We start from the raw sequence: 17,341 nt of genomic DNA on the forward strand, positions 1-17,341 counted from the left end.
ATTTATTAAAGAGAGACAGAAAAATATCTTTGCAGAAATTAATCCATCCTAAATAGTTTTTAGGTGATTATGTTTATTTTCAACCATAAGCTGGTTAAGTTGACTAATATTGACATTTGAAAACTTATGATAATGTGAGTTATAAATATGATTTGAAAGTAACAAGGAGATGATATACAAGTGATAAAGAGGCTAATAGGGGTTTTATTTAAAATGTTAAAGTATTTATTTATAGAAGTAATAGTAAAATATTTGTTATGCTATGTTATTGCGGCTCTGAGTTATGTTGTAGCTATTAATGTAGAAGATTTACATATACAAACAGTTATTATTAACGTTGCGTCCTCACTTATTTCATTACCATTGGTGTTTATTGTATATGACTTATATCAAAAAATTCTTATGTATAAATCAACTAAACTCATCAGCCAAGTTGTTGATAAATATATTGGCGATATTTTTTTAAAGTTTATATATTTTACCACACATTTTTATAACGAATTTAATCCGAAACTTGATGAAAAGATGGAGGATTTAGACGGACAACTGGATAAGAATAAAGATACAATTTTTAATGCCTTATCTAATAACGAACACCACGGTTATTTTTTGTTTAGTATTTTTGATGATTTTAATGGTAGCATTGAAGAATTACTAGATTCAAATAGGATATCAAAGTATATTAGTACTCGTGAATTTTCTATTCTACAAGAATTTATAAATGATTATATAGACTTAAAGGGGTGTTTTAATTGGATTACTGAAAAAGATTTTATCAAATATAAAAAAATAATTAATGTTAAATTATCAGAGAGTAAATTTACTAAATCATCAAATAGCAGTGAAACTTTTTATGATGCTATATTTAGTGAAGATAATAAAAAGACAGTAACTTACTATACTGCTAAGTTTAAACTATTTGATGAAAATGCATTGGTATATAAATATAAATTATCAGGAAATAAAGCAAAAGACATTTCGAATTTACTATACAAATTATATAATGATATAAAAAGGTGGAAAAAGATACGTGGTATAGAAAAGATTACTTTCGATAATGCACTAATTTCTTGCGGAAGGCTTTATTTAGATGATAGTATTACTTTTAACTCACATATGAATCAGAATATATCAATTCATGGTGTATTCTAACAGTTATAATATATATAATTTAAGAAAAGGCATATAGAATCACAGTTGTATAGTTTATTATGTTATTGGGGATCACATTTCATGACAGAATAAGTTGTAAATAAATATCCAATATATGCTTAAAGGTATAGTATAAAGTCATTTCTAAGAGGTGTATATATGTAAGGAAAAGATCATTTTATAATTATGATTGTATTATCTTCCAATTTAATTGAGTATTCTGGAACTATGGCTCCGCCACAAAAGAATATTCATAAATATATTTAATATAAAGTATAACGGCAATAAGGGGTTAAGTAATGAACCGATTTTTTCAAAACCTGTTCTGATGATAGCTTTTAACTTTAAAAATAGAAGCACAGGAATTAACAAAGCTTTACTTGAAAGCTTACCTAATTAGCTAAACTGCGATTTGGGGAGAGAGTTGAAAAATTTTATATTCGATTTATCTATATATGATCTACCCATTTTTCTTCGAAGTCTCTTCAAAAACACTTCGGAGAATTTAGGAAATAGGGAGGAGACAAAAATCGCAACCCCGAAACGGGCAAGAAGAGCCGCTGAAGCGAACAGCAAAGACTTTCCCAATACCTTGCGACAAGTGTTTTCTAAGAAGTAAACCGGAATTTGATACAGTAAAATAGGTGAAAATATTCTTTTGATTACAAATAACCAGAGTGCAAGATTACTAAATAGAATTTATGAAGGATAGAATTCTTGTAAAAGAAAGGCGGATTTTAAAGGAGTGGTCATCTTATCTCTAAAACTCACAAAATAGAAATTTTTGGGGCAAGGAGAAGATAACAGCATTCACATTTGTTTAGGAAAAGATATTATCGCTGAAATAACCGAAATTACTACTGTTAACGGCAATGAAAAATTTAAATGAGGAAAAAACATTTGTTCAACCAATTAGTGGAGATTTTAAACAGTGAAGATACGTTGATGGAATAACCTGCTTTTGGGGAAAAGCTAACCCCTAGCTTTTTACGATAAAGAACCGAACATGATGCTCCGTCTGTTGATTGTACAAAAATGTATTTTTCTCATAAGGCTGCTACGTGTAAACTCCGAAGCCCTTCCCTCTTTTTGGGGGGATTGGTTTTCCCCGGATTCGCTTGTAGGCGGCTTCGATAGGTGCAGGAGGAGACAAATTGTCCACGAAGTGTTTTTTTACAGTTATTTGTACTATGCCGAAACTGTCGCCCTCAGCAAACAAAATGTACAAAAATGTATTTTCGTTCATTTTGTTTACCGAAAAGCATCTGTTATTGGTCAACTAAGCCCTTTTCTTTTTTGGGTAGATTGGTTTGCCAGGTTTGTTTTCTTTTAGAGAACTACCATCCATCGCTAAAGCCTTGGGTAACTTGAAGACAAAGCCGGATTTAATCGTTTGTGATGGTCAAGGTATCGCTCATCCAAGGCGATTTGGATTAGCAAGTCATTTGGGGATACTGTTTGATATACCTACTATTGGATGTGGCAAAACACGGCTTCTTGGGCAAACAGATGAACCAGGAATGAAAAAAGGAGATTATATGCCTCTTATAGACAATGGCGAAATAATTGGCAATACATTAAGAACTCAAGATAATATAAAGCCCGTTTACGTTTCTATTGGTCATAGCATTTCATTACAAACTGCTTGTGAATGGGTTCTAAGGCTTTCTCCCCAATATCGACTTCCCGAAACAACTCGGCAGGCAGACCATGCAGTTAGAATGGCGTTAGCTGAATATAATTCAAAGCAATAAACTTGCATTAATTGTTTAAGTAATTTGATGGAAGTATAAATAAAGCATGATAATAAATGTTTAGTAACTTTCAATAAACAATATAAATTTACCCATATTCTTAGTCATGTAGCATTTTTAGCAATTTTGAAAAACTATTACATACCTTCTCCATTGCTCTTTCTTGAGCTTCTTCAAGACTAAAACGCTTTAAATATTCAGGATAATAATCATCTGCATTAACTGCTATTTCATGATTCCAGAATACAATTGATGGCTTATCTTTATTTTTTCTAAAATCAAAACAGAAATAATTCCCGGCAGGATCGCATGCAAATGGAACAATACCATCCATAAGTCTGTCTTTGTTATTATTATATGCTTGAACAATGTTATCAATAGAATCATTCGAGAATGATAATAAATTTGCAAATACTCTAACATTGCCATTTAAGTCTACACGATATGGTATTACACTTGCACCATGATATTGCTGCACACATTTAACATAATCTTCTGGAAAACAAATACCAAAAATCTCCTCTATTTTTGAAATATCTTCACGCCTTAGAGGTTCGCCTGGTCTTCTCCACTTTATTGAACTCATTATCTTATTCATCCCCCCAGATTGCATTACCATCTAAGTGATTTACATTATGAACAGGCATTGGTACTTACGTATAGTTTTTTCAAACATAAAAACCCTCCCTAATCAAAAACAACATACTTGACATTTAAGTCAGCATGTTTTAGCAGCAGTAAATCATTATATACCTCTCCTCAATCAAAAACTATGCAATTTTCGGGTCATACATCCCTTAACGAAGTAATATGTACTTCAAAATCAGTAGCCATCCGTTTTGGATGGCCTATATATGCATTCTTTAGTTTCACTGTTCAGTATGATTTTGGTTAGTTCAGACTTGATTTAGCTTATTTACCGCCTTTAATTACTTTTATTTCTACTTCCTGTTTTTCTACTTTGGATGAAAGGGCATTTACAGCGTTTTCTACAGATACAACTTTTTCATATGTCTGATTATATCCGTCAAATAAGGCTTTTGAATTCGTATCAAGTTTGTTTTCAATCCTCACAATATCCCTTTTAAGTCCATTAATATCATTTTTAAGCCCATTGACATCACCTTTAAGCCCATTCACATCATTTTTAAGCCCATTGACATCATCTTTAAGCCCATTCACATCATCTTTAAGCCCATTCATATCGGCCTTTGTTTCTTTTCTAAACTCTGAAAATTCGCTATACATTTTGGTCATTAATTCAAACATCTTTTCTTCCATTTAAAACACGTCCTTTTAAAAATTCATGTCCCTATTATATCATTTTTCCATTTTTTTAGAAACATTATCCTTAAATTTTTTATTCCAGCAAAAGCCTTGACTTATTAATGATATGAGAAAGGAAATACCACAAGTAATGAAACTATCATTGGTACTTCCCATTCTTGAGTCTCCTGTTAAAACATATCTTTAAAAACCACTTCTTATCTAAACTTTACTTATAATCAAGCACCACAACTTTAGCACAATCCCCTATATTCTTCCTACTAATCTCAATCTCAGTCCCATCAACCTTCTTGTAATCCCCTACCAAATCCAAAAATTCATCAACTCTTGAAAGTGAAAACTTCAAAGCCTTTGTCTTATAGTGCATTGGAATGGTAACAGCCGGCTGCAAAATTTCCATAACCTTTACTGCCCCAATATGGTCTATAGTGTATATACCACCTACAGGAGTCAGCAAAATATCCACCTTGCCAAGTTCTTTCACTTGTCCGGAAGTAAGAATATGTCCTAAATCGCCCAGATGGCAAACATTCAAACCATCCAGCTCAAACTTGAATACCGTGTTAAGTCCTCTCTTCTTCCCGGCATCTTCATCGTGGAAAGTCTCTACACCTGTTAATTCAATACCTTTTATATTTATTCTACCTGAACCTTTAACAAGCACAGGCGTACCTTTAAATATACCCGCATTGTTATGGTCATAATGCTCATGGCTTGTACTTACAATATTGGTTTCAACATCGGGAAGTTTATACCCTACAGTTTCATCAAACGGGTCGGTTACAATTTTTATTCCTTTATCCGATGTAATTAGAAAACAAGAGTGCCCAAACCATTTAATCTTCATATAATTCCTCCATAATTTATACACAATTTTCTTTCTGGGTTAAACAGAAAAAACAGTCGCTGAAATCGTAGGATTCCAACAACTGTCTGTAAATACACTTACATTTTTTCCGGTGCACTTATACTTAACAAATCCAAAACATTTTTTATAACAACCCTTGTACTGTCTACCAGGACAACTCTTGCATTCCTCAAGCTATCTCCTTCTGCATCCTTTACCTTGCAGGCATTATAAAAGCTATGGAACAAACCTGCAACATCCAGAACATACCTTGTAAGTCTGCTTGGCTCAAGAGTCTCTGCTGCTATCCTTATTTCTTCCGGATACTCTGCAAGCTTTTTCATCAATTCAATTTCCTCTTTCGCCACAAGCTTGGTAAGATCCACAGAATCCACGCTCTGGAGCTTGACATTCTCATCTTCAAGTCTTTTAATCATACTGCAAATCCTTGCATGCGCATACTGAACATAGTACACAGGATTTTCATTTGATTGCTTAACAGCAAGGTCAAGGTCAAAATCAATATGGCTTCCGGATGCTTTTGTATTGAAGATAAACCTTGCTGCATCACGTCCAACTTCCTCCAAAAGATCTGTGAGGGATATGGACTTACCAGTACGCTTTGACATCCTTGCAATTTCGCCATTCCTATAGAGTCGTACCAACTGAAACAGCACTACATCAAGCTTGTCCGGATCGACATCAATAGCTTTAACAGCTGCCTTCATTCTTGCTACATGGCCATGATGATCTGCACCAAGCAAGTTGATAACCCTGTCATAATTCCTCTTTAAAAACTTGTTTTTATGATATGCGATATCTGAAGCAAAATAAGTAGGTAATCCGTTATTTCTAACTATAACTTCATCCTTCTCAGTTCCCAACTCGGATGTCTTAAACCAGATCGCTCCATCCTTTTCGTAAGTATGTCCATTATTCTTAAGCAGCTCTAAAGTATCCTTAAGCTCTCCACTGTCATACAGGGACTGTTCAGAAAACCAAACATCGAACTTGACGCCGTAGCTTTCCATTCCACTTCTGATTCTTTCAATATTGCGAGGAAGAGCAAATTCAACAAGCTCTTTTCTTCTCTGCTCACTGTCAACACTTAGGAGCTTGTCCCCATTTATAGCTATATAATCCTTCATGTGCTCGATTATATCCTCGCCATGATATCCATCCTCAGGGAATTCTACTGCATCTTCGCCTTTTAACTGTTGAATGTACCTAGCTTCAAGAGATATTCCAAATTTCTCAATCTGATTTCCCGCATCGTTAACATAGAATTCCCTTGTTACATCATATCCAGCCTTTGACAAAACACTGGCGATACAATCACCCAAAGCTCCTCCTCTTGCATTTCCCATATGGAGAGGTCCTGTAGGATTGGCGCTTACAAACTCAACCATTACCTTGCTGCCCTTACCTACATTGATCTCACCATATTTATCCTTCATAGTCTGAATAGTCTTTAATGTATCATAAAGCCACAAATTATTTAGATAAAAATTTATAAAACCCGGCCCTGCTGTTTCGACCTTTTCTACATATGTACCTTCGAACTCCATGTTTTTAATTATTATGTCCGCTATCTGCCTTGGTGCTTTTTTTGCAGCCTTTGCAGCCTGCATGGCTATATTGGTTGAAAAATCACCATGTTCTTTTTCCCTTGGAGTTTCAATAACTATTTCACCCACTTCAAATTCCGGCAATTCTCCACTTGCCACAGCCCTCGAAAGTGAGTTTTTAACCACTTCGCTAATTTGAGATTTCAACACTTCCACTACATTCGTCATTACCTTGCCCTGCCTCCCTGATAAACATATGAAAATCATTTCCACCTTGTTTATTATTATCTATTTCAAGATGATAATCAACCCTTATTTCTCCACCTGCGTCATCAACATCTACTGTTACTGCATTTGTCATTACTCCTACGGTAAATGTGCCGTATTGTGTATCATAATATGACATATGCTTCTGACCCTTCTCGAAAATAAACTGAGTATTTACCGAACCGAATCTCATTAAAGTCACAATGCCGTTGGAAATCTTCAAAGTAGTTGTTGTGCCGTCCATGCCTGTAACTTCACTTTCTTTATATGTTACATAGTATGTGCTTCCCTTTTTATAATATCTTCCTTCAGTAACAAGTTCAAGAGTATTTGTATCTTTACTGGCTGAAGTTTGAATCCCTTTTACGGATATAATAACATTCTTATTCATATAGCTTCGCCTCCATTTTTGATAAGGACCTAATATCGTCCTTTTGTATTTAATACTTTCCTGCTTACAATGTACATTACTCTCGCCTCATAGATTATGCTGCATAGTATATTATTTTGCAATGCTTCGTAAATCTTCAAGCATTGCAAAATAATAATTATCGGTATATAAGCTTAATATCATACAAACAGCTTATATAGCACTAATATCTCTCAATATCGACTTTTTCAGCAGAATGTATTTTACTGTTTAAAATGGAATTGCCTAATGATTCAAACTTCTCAACACTATCACTTGTATAAAATCTACATACCGGACTAACTTTTTCATCCCTGCCATTATTGTTTTCTTCTATCCCCTCCTTTACTACTTTCGCCACTTCCAGCGCTGAATTTACCAATTTAACATCATCACCCATAACTTTCTGAATAGTATTCTGCAAAAGCGGGTAATGCGTACATCCTAAAACCAAAGTGTCAATGTCCAGTTCCTTGAGAGGAAGTAAATATTCCTCTGCAATTTTAAACGCAATCTCATTCTCCCACCAGCCTTCTTCAACCAATGGAACAAACATAGGACAAGGCTTTGAAAATATCTCTATTGAACTGTTAATCCTAGTTATGGCTTTTTCATAAACACCACTGCTTATTGTTGCCGGTGTACCGATTACTCCAACCCTGTTGTTTCGTGTTTCCTTTGCAGCAGCAGCAGATCCAGGCTGAACAACCTCAACAATAGGAAAATCAAAACTGTGTTTTACCCTGTCCAAACTACAGGCACTTGCAGTATTACATGCAATAACAATCATTTTTATGTCCTGGTTCTGTAAAAACCTTATGTCCTGAAAAGTGTATTTGATAACAGTCTCTTTTGATTTGGTACCATAAGGTGCCCTACCGCTGTCGCCAAAGTATACAACACTTTCCTGAGGTAATAGTCTATTTATTTCTTTAAGGACTGTAAGTCCTCCAATTCCTGAATCAAAAACCCCAATAGGTCTATTGTCCATAGTATTTCCCCCAATATAGCACATTAATCTTTTTTTAAGATTTCAGCAAATAATTACTTTTCATTTGGCGTTTCCGAAGATACACAACTGTAAAAACAAATAATCTAGTTATCTACTTCCTTTGTATTGTCATTAAACCTTTCAATTGCAAGGTCAATCAATCTTTCAATCAGTTCACTGTAAGGGATACCTGAAGCTTCCCACAACATCGGATACATGCTTATATTTGTAAAGCCAGGCAGCGTATTTATTTCATTAATGTAGATTTCTCCTGTTTCCTTGTGCACGAAAAAGTCTACTCTCGAAAGGCCTGCACAATCTAACGCCTTAAAGGCCTTTACTGCATATTCGCGGATTTTTAATATAGTATCCGCTGGCAAGTTTGCAGGAATAACTGTTTTTGAGCTTCCGTCAATATACTTGGCATTGTAATCATAAAACTCATTGCATGGAATAACTTCACCAACTGTAGATGCAATAGGATTATCATTTCCCAAAACTGCACACTCTACTTCCCTGCCATTAATAAACTCTTCGATTAAAACTTTCCTATCATATTTAGCTGCAAAATTCAACGCCTCAACTAATTCCCTTCTATCATGCGCTTTTGATACACCAACCGACGAGCCCGCATTTGAAGGCTTTATAAATACAGGATACTCAAACCTTTGCTCAATCGCATCTGCTACTCTATCACTGTTTTCCTTTATTTCTTTTCTTGTAAAGAACAAGTAGCCTGCTTGAGGAACACCTACTTTTTCGAATACTATCTTGGCATATATCTTATCCATTCCAAGCGCTGAACCTAAAACACCGGAGCCTACATAGGGTATACCTGCCATTTCGAAAAGCCCCTGTATAGTTCCATCTTCTCCATTACAACCATGGAGCACCGGAAAAACCACATCTATAGGTCCTCCATTAATTTCTTTATTCTCGTTTTTTATTACTGCTTCCGATGAAGCTCCCCGGCTTACTATCGCATTAATAATATTATCACGGTAAGGTATACCTTTCACCATTTCATTTATTGCAATTTCTTCCCACTCACCGGAAGCAATCTTTTCCACTGGACCATTATATGGTACCCATCTTCCTTCTTTGGTAATTCCTACAAAAGATACATCAAACTTGCTTCTATCCATATTATTAATTATTGATGTTGCTGAAAATCTTGAAACTTCATGTTCGGTCGACTGACCGCCAAAAATAACCATTACTCTTTTCTTATCACTCATATTCGGTCTCCCCTTATATAATCAATATGTACGCATATAAACATATAGTAAATATATATTTCTCATTTTACTATTTAAGTACGGCAACTTCAAGTTTAAAGGGAAAATAGCCAAAATTTAATAACTAATTATGATTACAAAAAAGAATAACACTTACAAAAGAACTTCTTTGCGGAAAGCTGCAAGTTTATGGAGAACACTGAAACTTAAAGCTAAGACTATGAATTACCATTCTGGAATTGCTATTGAACTGAAACTTCTAAGTTAAGAAAAATTAAACGAGCTTATTAATATTTTATCATTAAAATGGATTTATGTCCATATACAATATTATTGTAAACCAGTTACATTTTTTACAACACTCCCTCAGGCATTTATAAATTTAACACTTTAATGAATACTGAGAATATAACGCAAAAAAATGAATACTAGTTTGTGCAAAGATTTGTTATAATAGCATAAAGATCAATACATACTATATTTATACATGGAGGAGTTATAATGCCTTTTTATGATTTGAAATGTGAAAAATGCGGAAATGAATTTAATATTATGGCAAAAATGAGCGAAAAAACTGACAAGTTGATCAAGTGCCCAAACTGCGGTAGTAATGAACTAAGTTCTGTTTTTAAAAATATAAACATAACAAAGCCTAAAAGTTCGTCATCTTCCGACTGCCCAAATGTTCATAAATGCGGCGGATGCTGCCATCATTAACAATTATAGCAGCGGAAATTGCATAATTTGATGCAACTGCCGCTGCCAAAATATTAACTATTTATAGGCTTGACCGGGCAATTCACTTATAATACCTAAAAAGTATTGTCTCACATACCCAAAGTCAATAGAATTTACCTCACCATTGTCGTCTATGTCTGCAGCGTTCATACCCCTTTGTGCAGGAAAATCTTCAATCTTTCCAAGCAAGAATTTTCTCATATATCCAAAATCGATAGAATTCAATGCTCCATCGCCATCAACATCTCCTGACAAAATTCCGTCCCCGGATATTCCACCCAACGGAACTTTATGATCAAGACCTTTTCCCCACAGTGCTCCCTTAACTATTTCATACTTATCCTCATCTACAGTCTTCCAATCTTCAAGCATCAGCCCTCCGGTATCAGCCGAGTTTGGATTGAAACTCCAGAATGTATGGTTTACTTTGTTTTCGCCCAGAAATTCACCAAGATAAGTTAGCCAGGCTTTATTATTTTCTTTTACAAGCTTTCCTCCCCATTCGCCTATCAGCACAGGTGCAATATCCTGTTCCATAATATAAAACCAGTTCGGCTGCCAGCATTCCTTATAAAGGGTTTCCTTTGTAAATGTTTTCTTAAACCATGGCTGCACATAAATATCCGGACCATAATCATGTGCTGAATATATAAGCTTGTTTGGAACAGATAATTCAACCGGGTCTTTGGCAACGCCTCTTAAATTACCTCCCCACCAGTTGCAGTAAGTTGTAAATTCTCCACATGTCGTGTAATCATAACCTTCCATCGGGTAGGCCTCTACACCTTCTACCACAATCAGAAGGTTTGGATTTATTGCTTGTATCGCATTTCCTATAACTTCAGCTGCATGTTTCCAGTTGTTTGGATCTTCGGAACTGTCCCATTTTGCTATTTCCGAACCGGAATATTTACCATGAGGCTCATTCTTAAGGTCTACCGCTATAACGGTGTCATCGTCCTTATATCTGGTTACAATCCACTCCCAGGCCTCAACAAACTGATCCATTGAAACAACTTTGTCATACCACAAATTATTCTGGTATGAATCTTTGGCAGCACCGTGCATATCAAGCATTACCTTCATGCCCGTCCCTTTTAAGGTTTTTATTGTATAGTCTAGGATTTGTAAACTATTCATCCCGTCAATGGTAGGAGTTTCAAGAGTACTTACAAAAGCAGTATTTACAATATCTCCTTTTTTCCAGTCCAAAATCAATTCAGCACTAATTGGAATACGAAGGAGATTGAAACCTCGTTTAGCCATTAAGTACAAAGAATCTTCAAGATTACATTTATTCAGTCCGTAAAAACCATTTGCTCCGTCAGTTTCAAACCCAAACCAGTTGATACCAGTCAGGTAAACCTGTTTGCCTTCCTTATCTAAAATTTTGCTCCCCTCTACATGCAGCCAGTCATCTCCACTTGGCGGTGGTGCCGGTGGTTCAGGCGGCGGTGGAGCTTCTATTCCCCATACAAGGTTATCCTTATAGTAGAGCGTCATTTTGTCATAGTCGGCGTACTCTGTTATTTCCGGGCTGTAAGAATAGTCATTGGTCTGTTCATAATAACCATTTGTAACCTTTTTCAGTACCAGCTGCATCACGCCGCTGTTGCCTCCCGGTGCAATATTTCCTGCACCTGTTGTAAAACCAATTTCAGCATATCCTAATTCCGGATAAAATTTTGCGTTAATGTTTGTCGCACCAATTGCAGTATAAAAACACATAAGCGCTTCATCAGCTATACCTTCCTTTGTGTAATAATACCGTACTTTCAGGTCTGACATAGCGACGCTTTCTTCACTGTTATTACATATTTTTATGTACGGGCGCATACTCTGGTATCTGTCGGCAAGCGAGCCACATGTATATTGTATGGTAAGCCCGGATGTTGCAGCAGCTTCATCGGCATTAACAGGAACAGTAACTAATGATGTAAGCAAAGTCATAATTGCCGTTAATGCCAATATTCTCAACTTTTTACAATGCATTTGCTTCATTACGATAAAACCCCCTTTATAGATAAAAAATACCCGGCGATTTTAACATTACTTATTTCAGAAATTTTATTTGAATATTACAGTCTATTGGAGTAAAGCGAAGAGATTAACCTCAGTTTCGTCGATGGGTACGAAATCTTATAGAAACGTGCAATGTCAAAAGCACTAGCAGCTAATTAACAAACCCTATAAAATTATTAATTAGCAATTAATAGCAAGATGTGTGTGTTTCCCCATAATCAGTTTTAATAATAATGTTTGAAAACACTATACTAAGAAGCAGTATAGATTAAAACTGTCAAATATCCTCCCCCTCTGCAAATTTATAGTATATAAATATAAAACTAACTTTCTCTATGTAATTATATTATAACTTATTTTTGTTCCTTTGTATCTTCGTTTGAGAAAAATATAAGAAAAGTTTGCTGGCACATAACTGAAAAACCTTACTTCTATATTTCCTTGTCAAATTCAACAAGTACTGCTCTGACTGGCGAACCTTCTGCCCCTTCAATTTTTAATGGTACACACGACAGAAAATATTCACCTTCCGGCACATCATCAAGGCGTAACCCTTCAATTATTCCAATTCCTTTTTTCAGCAACAACTTGTGAGTAACAGCATTCCCAGCATAATAGTCTTCAACTGATAGATAGTCAATTCCTACCGTTGCTACATCTTTATCAACCAGCCAACTTGCTGCCGATTCATCAAGGTATACGAATCCCGTATTAAAACTACCAGTCATGTCTAAAGAACTATTACTTGTTTTGAATAAGACTATATCCCCACTTTGTATATCAAGGCCTGATAAATCTGAAGCTTTAATGCATTTTTCCGTGGAAATATAAAAAACCTTTGCAAATCCGATAAACTTATCCAGGTTTGCAGAAGATACATCCACCCCTCCAGCAATAAAATGAAGCGGAGCATCTATATGAGTTGAAGTGTGTATACCAATATGCAAGGTAGACAAATTACACGAGTCCCCATCTTCAATCTTTTGTATTCTGTTCAGGGTAACCCCTTCATCTCCAGGCCATATTGTCGTCTTATCATTAATAACACCCGAAATATCAAGTATTCTTTTTATTCTCATCTGCGTTTCTCCCAATACTTCAATATTATCTTAACCAATTGATATTTGAATATCCTAAATCAAAAATAATCAACCGGAAGTAAGATTTCTCATAGAATAATCTTGCTTCCGGTTATTTTTATAATAGGTGACAATTTTATTTTTTAAGTGACCCTAAAATACCACGAATCAAAGTTTTGCCAAGTTCCCTTCCGATTGATGAAACTGCCGAACCGGCTGCTTTTTCAAATAGCGATTTTCCGGTTGAAGTCCTTCTTGTTGAAGTTCTCCTTGTTGAAGTCGTCCTCCTAGCTGAATAATCACTGCCGGTAACACGCCTTGCCGAGTTGTATTGTTGTTCGGGCTGTTTTTGCGCTTTCTGATCCTCCTGGGTATCGTATTGCTCTTGCTTTTCTTCTGCCTGGAGCACTTCATAGGCTGATTCATTATCAACTGCCCTGTCATACTTCCCTGCCATAGGCGAAGTTGAAACTATCTGCTTTCTTACTGCTTCATCAATAGTACCAAACTGGCTTTGCGGCGGCAATATAAATGCACGTTCCACAACACTCGGGCTTCCGTTCTCATCCAAACATGAAATTAACGCTTCACCGGTAGCAAGCTCTGAAATAGCTTTTTCAACATCAAACTTAGGGTTTGCTCTAAATGTCTGTGCTGCTGTTTTAACATACTTTTGATCAGAAGGTGTAAAGGCACGAAGTGCATGCTGAATACGGTTTCCCAACTGCCCAAGTACCTCATCTGGTAAATCCGATGGATTCTGCGTAACAAAATAAACACCGACACCTTTGGAACGGATTAATCTCACCACCTGCTCTATATTTTGCAATAAAACCTTTGGTGCATCCTTAAATAGCAAATGCGCCTCGTCAAAGAAAAATACCATTTTCGGTTTATCCATATCACCAACCTCTGGGAGACTTTCAAACAATTCCGAAAGCAGCCACAAAAGGAAAGTGGAATAAAGCGCAGGTGACTGGTACAACTTTACGCTATGTAATATATTGATATATCCGCGTCCTTCAGATGTTGTCTGCATCCAATCGGCAACTTCCAGTTCCGGTTCTCCGAAAAAGAGGTTTCCGCCCTGATCTTCCAATGAGATCAAATTTCTTAAGATTGCACCTACACTCTGGGTAGAAATAGTTCCATACTCCAAAGTAAATTCCTTCGCATGTTCACCAACGTATTGTATCATCGCCCGCAGGTCTTTTAAATCAATTAACAGTAATCCCCTGTCATCCGCTACGCGGAATACTATACTCAGTACACCGGCCTGTGTATCGTTCAGTCCCAGAAGCCTCGCCAAAAGCATTGCTCCCATTTCAGAAACAGTAGTACGTACCGGATGCCCACCTTCACCGAATATGTCCCAAAAACGTACCGGATAAGAACTGTATTTAAACCCTTCAACACCAAGCGTTGCAACTCTCTCTTGTACTTTTGGGTTTTCACTTCCTTGCACAGCAAGCCCTGCAAGATCACCTTTTATGTCAGCAAGAAAAACAGGAACACCGCAATCACTAAACGACTCAGCCAACACCTTCAAAGTCACAGTTTTGCCAGTACCGGTTGCTCCGGCAATAAGTCCGTGCCGGTTAGCCTTATTGGGCAAAAGGTAAACAGGAACTTCTCCTTTTGCAACCCATATTTTATTATCACAGTACATTTTCATCTCTCCTTACACTATCAAATTAAGCATTCGGTTAATTTGATCCAGATATACACAATTCACAATAATTATACCATATACTTCGGCATTTCTTAATTTTTCCTCAAATGTTTTTACAAAAATACCCCTATAGCACTTTTGACTATAGAGGTTTATTTAAAAAGAAGGCCTTCTTTGACACTATTTAAACTTTTCGATATTAATATCTCCATTTCCATTACTTACTTTGAATTTAATCTTATCATCTGTAAGTGTGCCTTTCATTGTTTCTTTATTTACATCCTCATTTACCGCAATACCGAAATCGCTTGCAACACTTCCAAATTGAGTACTGGCATCAATATTTCCATTTTGTGAACCTGATACTTTTAAGTAGATATCTCCGAATTTATTTTCTATATTGACATCCTTTTCAATAATCTTTTCTGTTTCAAGTGAAATATTTCCGTTACTTCCGCTCAAAGTTATACTTTTATTAGCATTTAATACTTTTATATCTCCAAATTTATTAGTAACCTTTACATCCTCACCAACACCTGTTATTTCAACAGCCCCATTGCCTCCTTCAACATCAATACTGCCTGAAACTTGCGAGAATATCACATCTCCAAAATTGTTTATAACAGTAAGCTTACTACCAATTCGGCTGCCTCGGATTTCACCGTTAGTATTTGATACTGTAGCAGCACCCTTTATATCGTTGATTTCTATATCTCCAAAAGAATTGTTCACTTTCAAAGTTCCGCCTATGGATTTTACTGTTATATCTCCATTATTATTGCGCACATTTCCGGAAAGAGCAATATCTTTCAATGCTACATCTCCAAACTTATTATCCACCTCAACATTTACAGTATCCGGCACCTTGATTAAATAGTCGATCCTTATATATCCGATTGTTCCTTTGTTGGAATACTGATCCGCCTTGGAACTTATTCTTATATCCTTTTTATCAATAATTTCAACAAGTGACTGTGCAATTTTCCCGGCATATGCCTCATCACTGTTATTTATAGTTATATTTGCCTCAACATCTATCTTCTTACCTTCGCCTTTAACTACCTCAACGTCACCGTTGGCATTACTTACAACCAAATTGCTGCTGTTTGCATCCACCGATAAGTTCTTCTTAAATTTTGACTCATATTTATGGTTATCAAACATCGAGTTAATTGACAGGCTGCCATGGCCACTTGATATTAAGCTGGTTACTGCATAAGTCCCGATGCTTGCCATCATTATTATAGAAATAATAATGATGCTGAATATATCAAATTTAACTTTAGGCTCTTCCTGCTTTGAAAGAAAAATATATACTAAAACTTCAATTCCTAATATTATAAGTACAACAGGCCACCACTTAACAATGTGCTCGATCACTGATATTCCGGAAATCTGCGAAACCCACATAATAATTCCGAGAGCTATCAGTATTAGCCCCATTGACAAAGTGCCTACTCTCCACTGTCTCATCCGTTTTCATCCCCCTCCTCAAAAACTTCATTGCTCTTACTTCCCATAAGCAGCTTAACCCCTCCAGCTATAAAGGCTATAGAAAGCAAAACTATATTAGTATACTCTCTTATCCGAAGGCTGATTACCTTCTCAAGCTCAGGCAAAACAATCCTTTCAAACAGAAGGAAACAGCCAATTGCTATCAAACCATAAGCAAGAAATTTATTCACGTTTTTGATAAACGGCTTTTCTGTTCTAAACCATGAAACAAATAGCACATCACCATCATCCTGATTTTCATTTCCTGCAGCTTTGTTCATTGCATCGAACAATCCAAAGAACCATATTATAGGTATCAACGCCATAAATATGCTGATGTTTATCCAATCTGTAATAAAGAAGCTGAAAAAGAATATGGACATAAGTTGAATACCTTGCCTTTGCAGGCCTAAGAACATGTGCCCTGCACCTGGAATTATAGACAAAACCATCGCTATTATCTTCCTGTTTTGTTCTTCAAGCTGTTTAAGTAAAAGCGCCTTCTTCTCCTCATCATTGCTTAGGGCAATGGCGTTGACCTTGTCTGTCAAAGTCATACTGTCAACTAATGATGCTATCCATACAATTGGTATAAAAGCAGCAGGAATAACCATTGCATTACCATTAAATATACCCATGCTGGATAGTCCGATGACCAATAAAATTGCAGCCATCTCAGCAAGCATGAATATTCCTCCCCTGGTATTGAAACCAAGGTAAATATGTCCAAGTCCCGGAATGGGAGACAAAATAAATGTAGCAAACTTACTTTTAGTTCTCATAAATTATATACACTCCTTTTTAATTATTAGGCTATAAACAA

Annotated in this window: 16 protein-coding genes; 3 read left to right on the plus strand and 13 right to left on the minus strand. The window is 35.9% G+C overall.

Annotated features, from left to right (window positions below; genetic code table 11):
• Positions 1-213: 213 nt before the first annotated feature.
• Positions 214-1,152 (plus strand): hypothetical protein, encoded by a 939-nt coding sequence (locus ACECE_RS0205855; RefSeq protein ID WP_010245366.1) that lies wholly within the window; start codon positions 214-216, stop codon positions 1,150-1,152.
• 1,057 nt (positions 1,153-2,209) lie between these two features.
• On the opposite strand, the gene ACECE_RS32550 is transcribed toward ACECE_RS0205855, so the two are convergent.
• On the minus strand, positions 2,210-2,398 hold the full coding sequence (locus ACECE_RS32550; protein WP_162862494.1) for a hypothetical protein: 189 nt from the start codon (positions 2,396-2,398) through the stop codon (positions 2,210-2,212).
• 73 nt (positions 2,399-2,471) lie between these two features.
• Here ACECE_RS32550 and ACECE_RS26745 point away from each other — a divergent pair, with 73 nt between their 5' ends.
• Positions 2,472-2,906, plus strand: a complete 435-nt coding sequence (locus ACECE_RS26745) for an endonuclease V (protein WP_456049006.1) — start codon at positions 2,472-2,474, stop codon at positions 2,904-2,906.
• Positions 2,907-3,006: 100 nt separating this feature from the next.
• Here ACECE_RS26745 and ACECE_RS0205865 read toward each other — a convergent pair whose 3' ends face one another.
• The 7 genes from ACECE_RS0205865 to ACECE_RS0205900 form a co-directional block, all read right to left on the minus strand.
• Positions 3,007-3,492 carry an SMI1/KNR4 family protein gene (locus ACECE_RS0205865; protein WP_010245370.1) on the minus strand — a complete coding sequence of 162 codons (486 nt, stop codon included), beginning with the start codon at positions 3,490-3,492 and terminating at the stop codon, positions 3,007-3,009.
• Positions 3,493-3,818: 326 nt separating this feature from the next.
• Positions 3,819-4,187 (minus strand): hypothetical protein, encoded by a 369-nt coding sequence (locus ACECE_RS0205870; protein WP_010245372.1) that lies wholly within the window; start codon positions 4,185-4,187, stop codon positions 3,819-3,821.
• Between the two features lie 214 nt (positions 4,188-4,401).
• Positions 4,402-5,040, minus strand: a complete 639-nt coding sequence (locus tag ACECE_RS0205880; RefSeq protein WP_010245374.1) for an MBL fold metallo-hydrolase — start codon at positions 5,038-5,040, stop codon at positions 4,402-4,404.
• 98 nt (positions 5,041-5,138) lie between these two features.
• Positions 5,139-6,836: an arginine--tRNA ligase gene (gene argS / locus ACECE_RS0205885; RefSeq protein WP_010245376.1), complete on the minus strand. Its 1,698-nt coding sequence runs from the start codon at positions 6,834-6,836 to the stop codon at positions 5,139-5,141.
• Positions 6,799-7,266, minus strand: a complete 468-nt coding sequence (locus tag ACECE_RS0205890) for a DUF1934 domain-containing protein (protein ID WP_010245379.1) — start codon at positions 7,264-7,266, stop codon at positions 6,799-6,801. The genes argS and ACECE_RS0205890 overlap by 38 nt, the downstream gene beginning before the upstream one ends.
• Positions 7,267-7,468: 202 nt before the next feature.
• Positions 7,469-8,275, minus strand: coding sequence for a glutamate racemase (murI, locus tag ACECE_RS0205895; RefSeq protein WP_010245381.1), 807 nt, complete (start codon positions 8,273-8,275; stop codon positions 7,469-7,471).
• Between the two features lie 104 nt (positions 8,276-8,379).
• The gene (locus ACECE_RS0205900; protein ID WP_010245383.1) at positions 8,380-9,513 is read right to left on the minus strand and encodes a D-alanine--D-alanine ligase family protein; all 1,134 of its coding nucleotides are present in this window, start codon (positions 9,511-9,513) and stop codon (positions 8,380-8,382) included.
• Positions 9,514-10,014: 501 nt separating this feature from the next.
• Between ACECE_RS0205900 and ACECE_RS0205905 the strand changes: the two genes are divergently transcribed.
• Positions 10,015-10,230 (plus strand): FmdB family zinc ribbon protein, encoded by a 216-nt coding sequence (locus ACECE_RS0205905; protein ID WP_010245385.1) that lies wholly within the window; start codon positions 10,015-10,017, stop codon positions 10,228-10,230.
• Positions 10,231-10,287: 57 nt separating this feature from the next.
• Here ACECE_RS0205905 and ACECE_RS0205910 read toward each other — a convergent pair whose 3' ends face one another.
• The 5 genes from ACECE_RS0205910 to ACECE_RS0205930 all read right to left on the minus strand — a co-directional run bounded on the left by ACECE_RS0205910 (position 10,288) and on the right by ACECE_RS0205930 (position 17,300).
• Positions 10,288-12,252: a cellulase family glycosylhydrolase gene (locus tag ACECE_RS0205910; RefSeq protein ID WP_010245387.1), complete on the minus strand. Its 1,965-nt coding sequence runs from the start codon at positions 12,250-12,252 to the stop codon at positions 10,288-10,290.
• Positions 12,253-12,704: 452 nt separating this feature from the next.
• A complete protein-coding gene (locus ACECE_RS0205915; protein WP_010245390.1) occupies positions 12,705-13,352 on the minus strand; it encodes a cyclase family protein in 648 nt (215 codons plus the stop codon).
• A gap of 136 nt (positions 13,353-13,488) precedes the next feature.
• Complete coding sequence (locus ACECE_RS0205920) at positions 13,489-15,021, minus strand: helicase HerA-like domain-containing protein (protein ID WP_010245393.1); 1,533 nt, start codon at positions 15,019-15,021, stop codon at positions 13,489-13,491.
• 183 nt (positions 15,022-15,204) lie between these two features.
• Positions 15,205-16,497, minus strand: coding sequence for a LiaF transmembrane domain-containing protein (locus ACECE_RS0205925; protein WP_010245396.1), 1,293 nt, complete (start codon positions 16,495-16,497; stop codon positions 15,205-15,207).
• On the minus strand, positions 16,494-17,300 hold the full coding sequence (locus ACECE_RS0205930; protein WP_010245399.1) for a hypothetical protein: 807 nt from the start codon (positions 17,298-17,300) through the stop codon (positions 16,494-16,496). Before ACECE_RS0205930 ends, ACECE_RS0205925 begins: the two co-directional genes overlap by 4 nt.
• Between the last annotated feature and the right edge of the window lie 41 nt (positions 17,301-17,341).

This window comes from Acetivibrio cellulolyticus CD2 (assembly GCF_000179595.2).
Taxonomy (GTDB): Bacteria; Bacillota; Clostridia; order Acetivibrionales; family Acetivibrionaceae; genus Acetivibrio; species Acetivibrio cellulolyticus.

Bases quoted from the DNA above. Each gene is read 5' to 3' on its own strand.
- ACECE_RS0205900 (WP_010245383.1), bottom strand. From the start codon at position 9,513: ATGAGTGATAAGAAAAGAGTAATGGTTATTTTTGGCGGTCAGTCGACC.
- ACECE_RS0205910 (WP_010245387.1), bottom strand. From the start codon at position 12,252: ATGAAGCAAATGCATTGTAAAAAGTTGAGAATATTGGCATTAACGGCA.
- argS (WP_010245376.1), bottom strand. From the start codon at position 6,836: ATGACGAATGTAGTGGAAGTGTTGAAATCTCAAATTAGCGAAGTGGTT.
- ACECE_RS0205905 (WP_010245385.1), top strand. From the start codon at position 10,015: ATGCCTTTTTATGATTTGAAATGTGAAAAATGCGGAAATGAATTTAAT.
- ACECE_RS0205930 (WP_010245399.1), bottom strand. From the start codon at position 17,300: ATGAGAACTAAAAGTAAGTTTGCTACATTTATTTTGTCTCCCATTCCG.
- ACECE_RS0205855 (WP_010245366.1), top strand. From the start codon at position 214: ATGTTAAAGTATTTATTTATAGAAGTAATAGTAAAATATTTGTTATGC.
- ACECE_RS32550 (WP_162862494.1), bottom strand. From the start codon at position 2,398: ATGAACGAAAATACATTTTTGTACATTTTGTTTGCTGAGGGCGACAGT.
- ACECE_RS0205915 (WP_010245390.1), bottom strand. From the start codon at position 13,352: ATGAGAATAAAAAGAATACTTGATATTTCGGGTGTTATTAATGATAAG.
- murI (WP_010245381.1), bottom strand. From the start codon at position 8,275: ATGGACAATAGACCTATTGGGGTTTTTGATTCAGGAATTGGAGGACTT.
- ACECE_RS0205925 (WP_010245396.1), bottom strand. From the start codon at position 16,497: ATGAGACAGTGGAGAGTAGGCACTTTGTCAATGGGGCTAATACTGATA.
- ACECE_RS0205870 (WP_010245372.1), bottom strand. From the start codon at position 4,187: ATGGAAGAAAAGATGTTTGAATTAATGACCAAAATGTATAGCGAATTT.
- ACECE_RS0205880 (WP_010245374.1), bottom strand. From the start codon at position 5,040: ATGAAGATTAAATGGTTTGGGCACTCTTGTTTTCTAATTACATCGGAT.
- ACECE_RS0205890 (WP_010245379.1), bottom strand. From the start codon at position 7,266: ATGAATAAGAATGTTATTATATCCGTAAAAGGGATTCAAACTTCAGCC.
- ACECE_RS0205920 (WP_010245393.1), bottom strand. From the start codon at position 15,021: ATGTACTGTGATAATAAAATATGGGTTGCAAAAGGAGAAGTTCCTGTT.
- ACECE_RS0205865 (WP_010245370.1), bottom strand. From the start codon at position 3,492: ATGAGTTCAATAAAGTGGAGAAGACCAGGCGAACCTCTAAGGCGTGAA.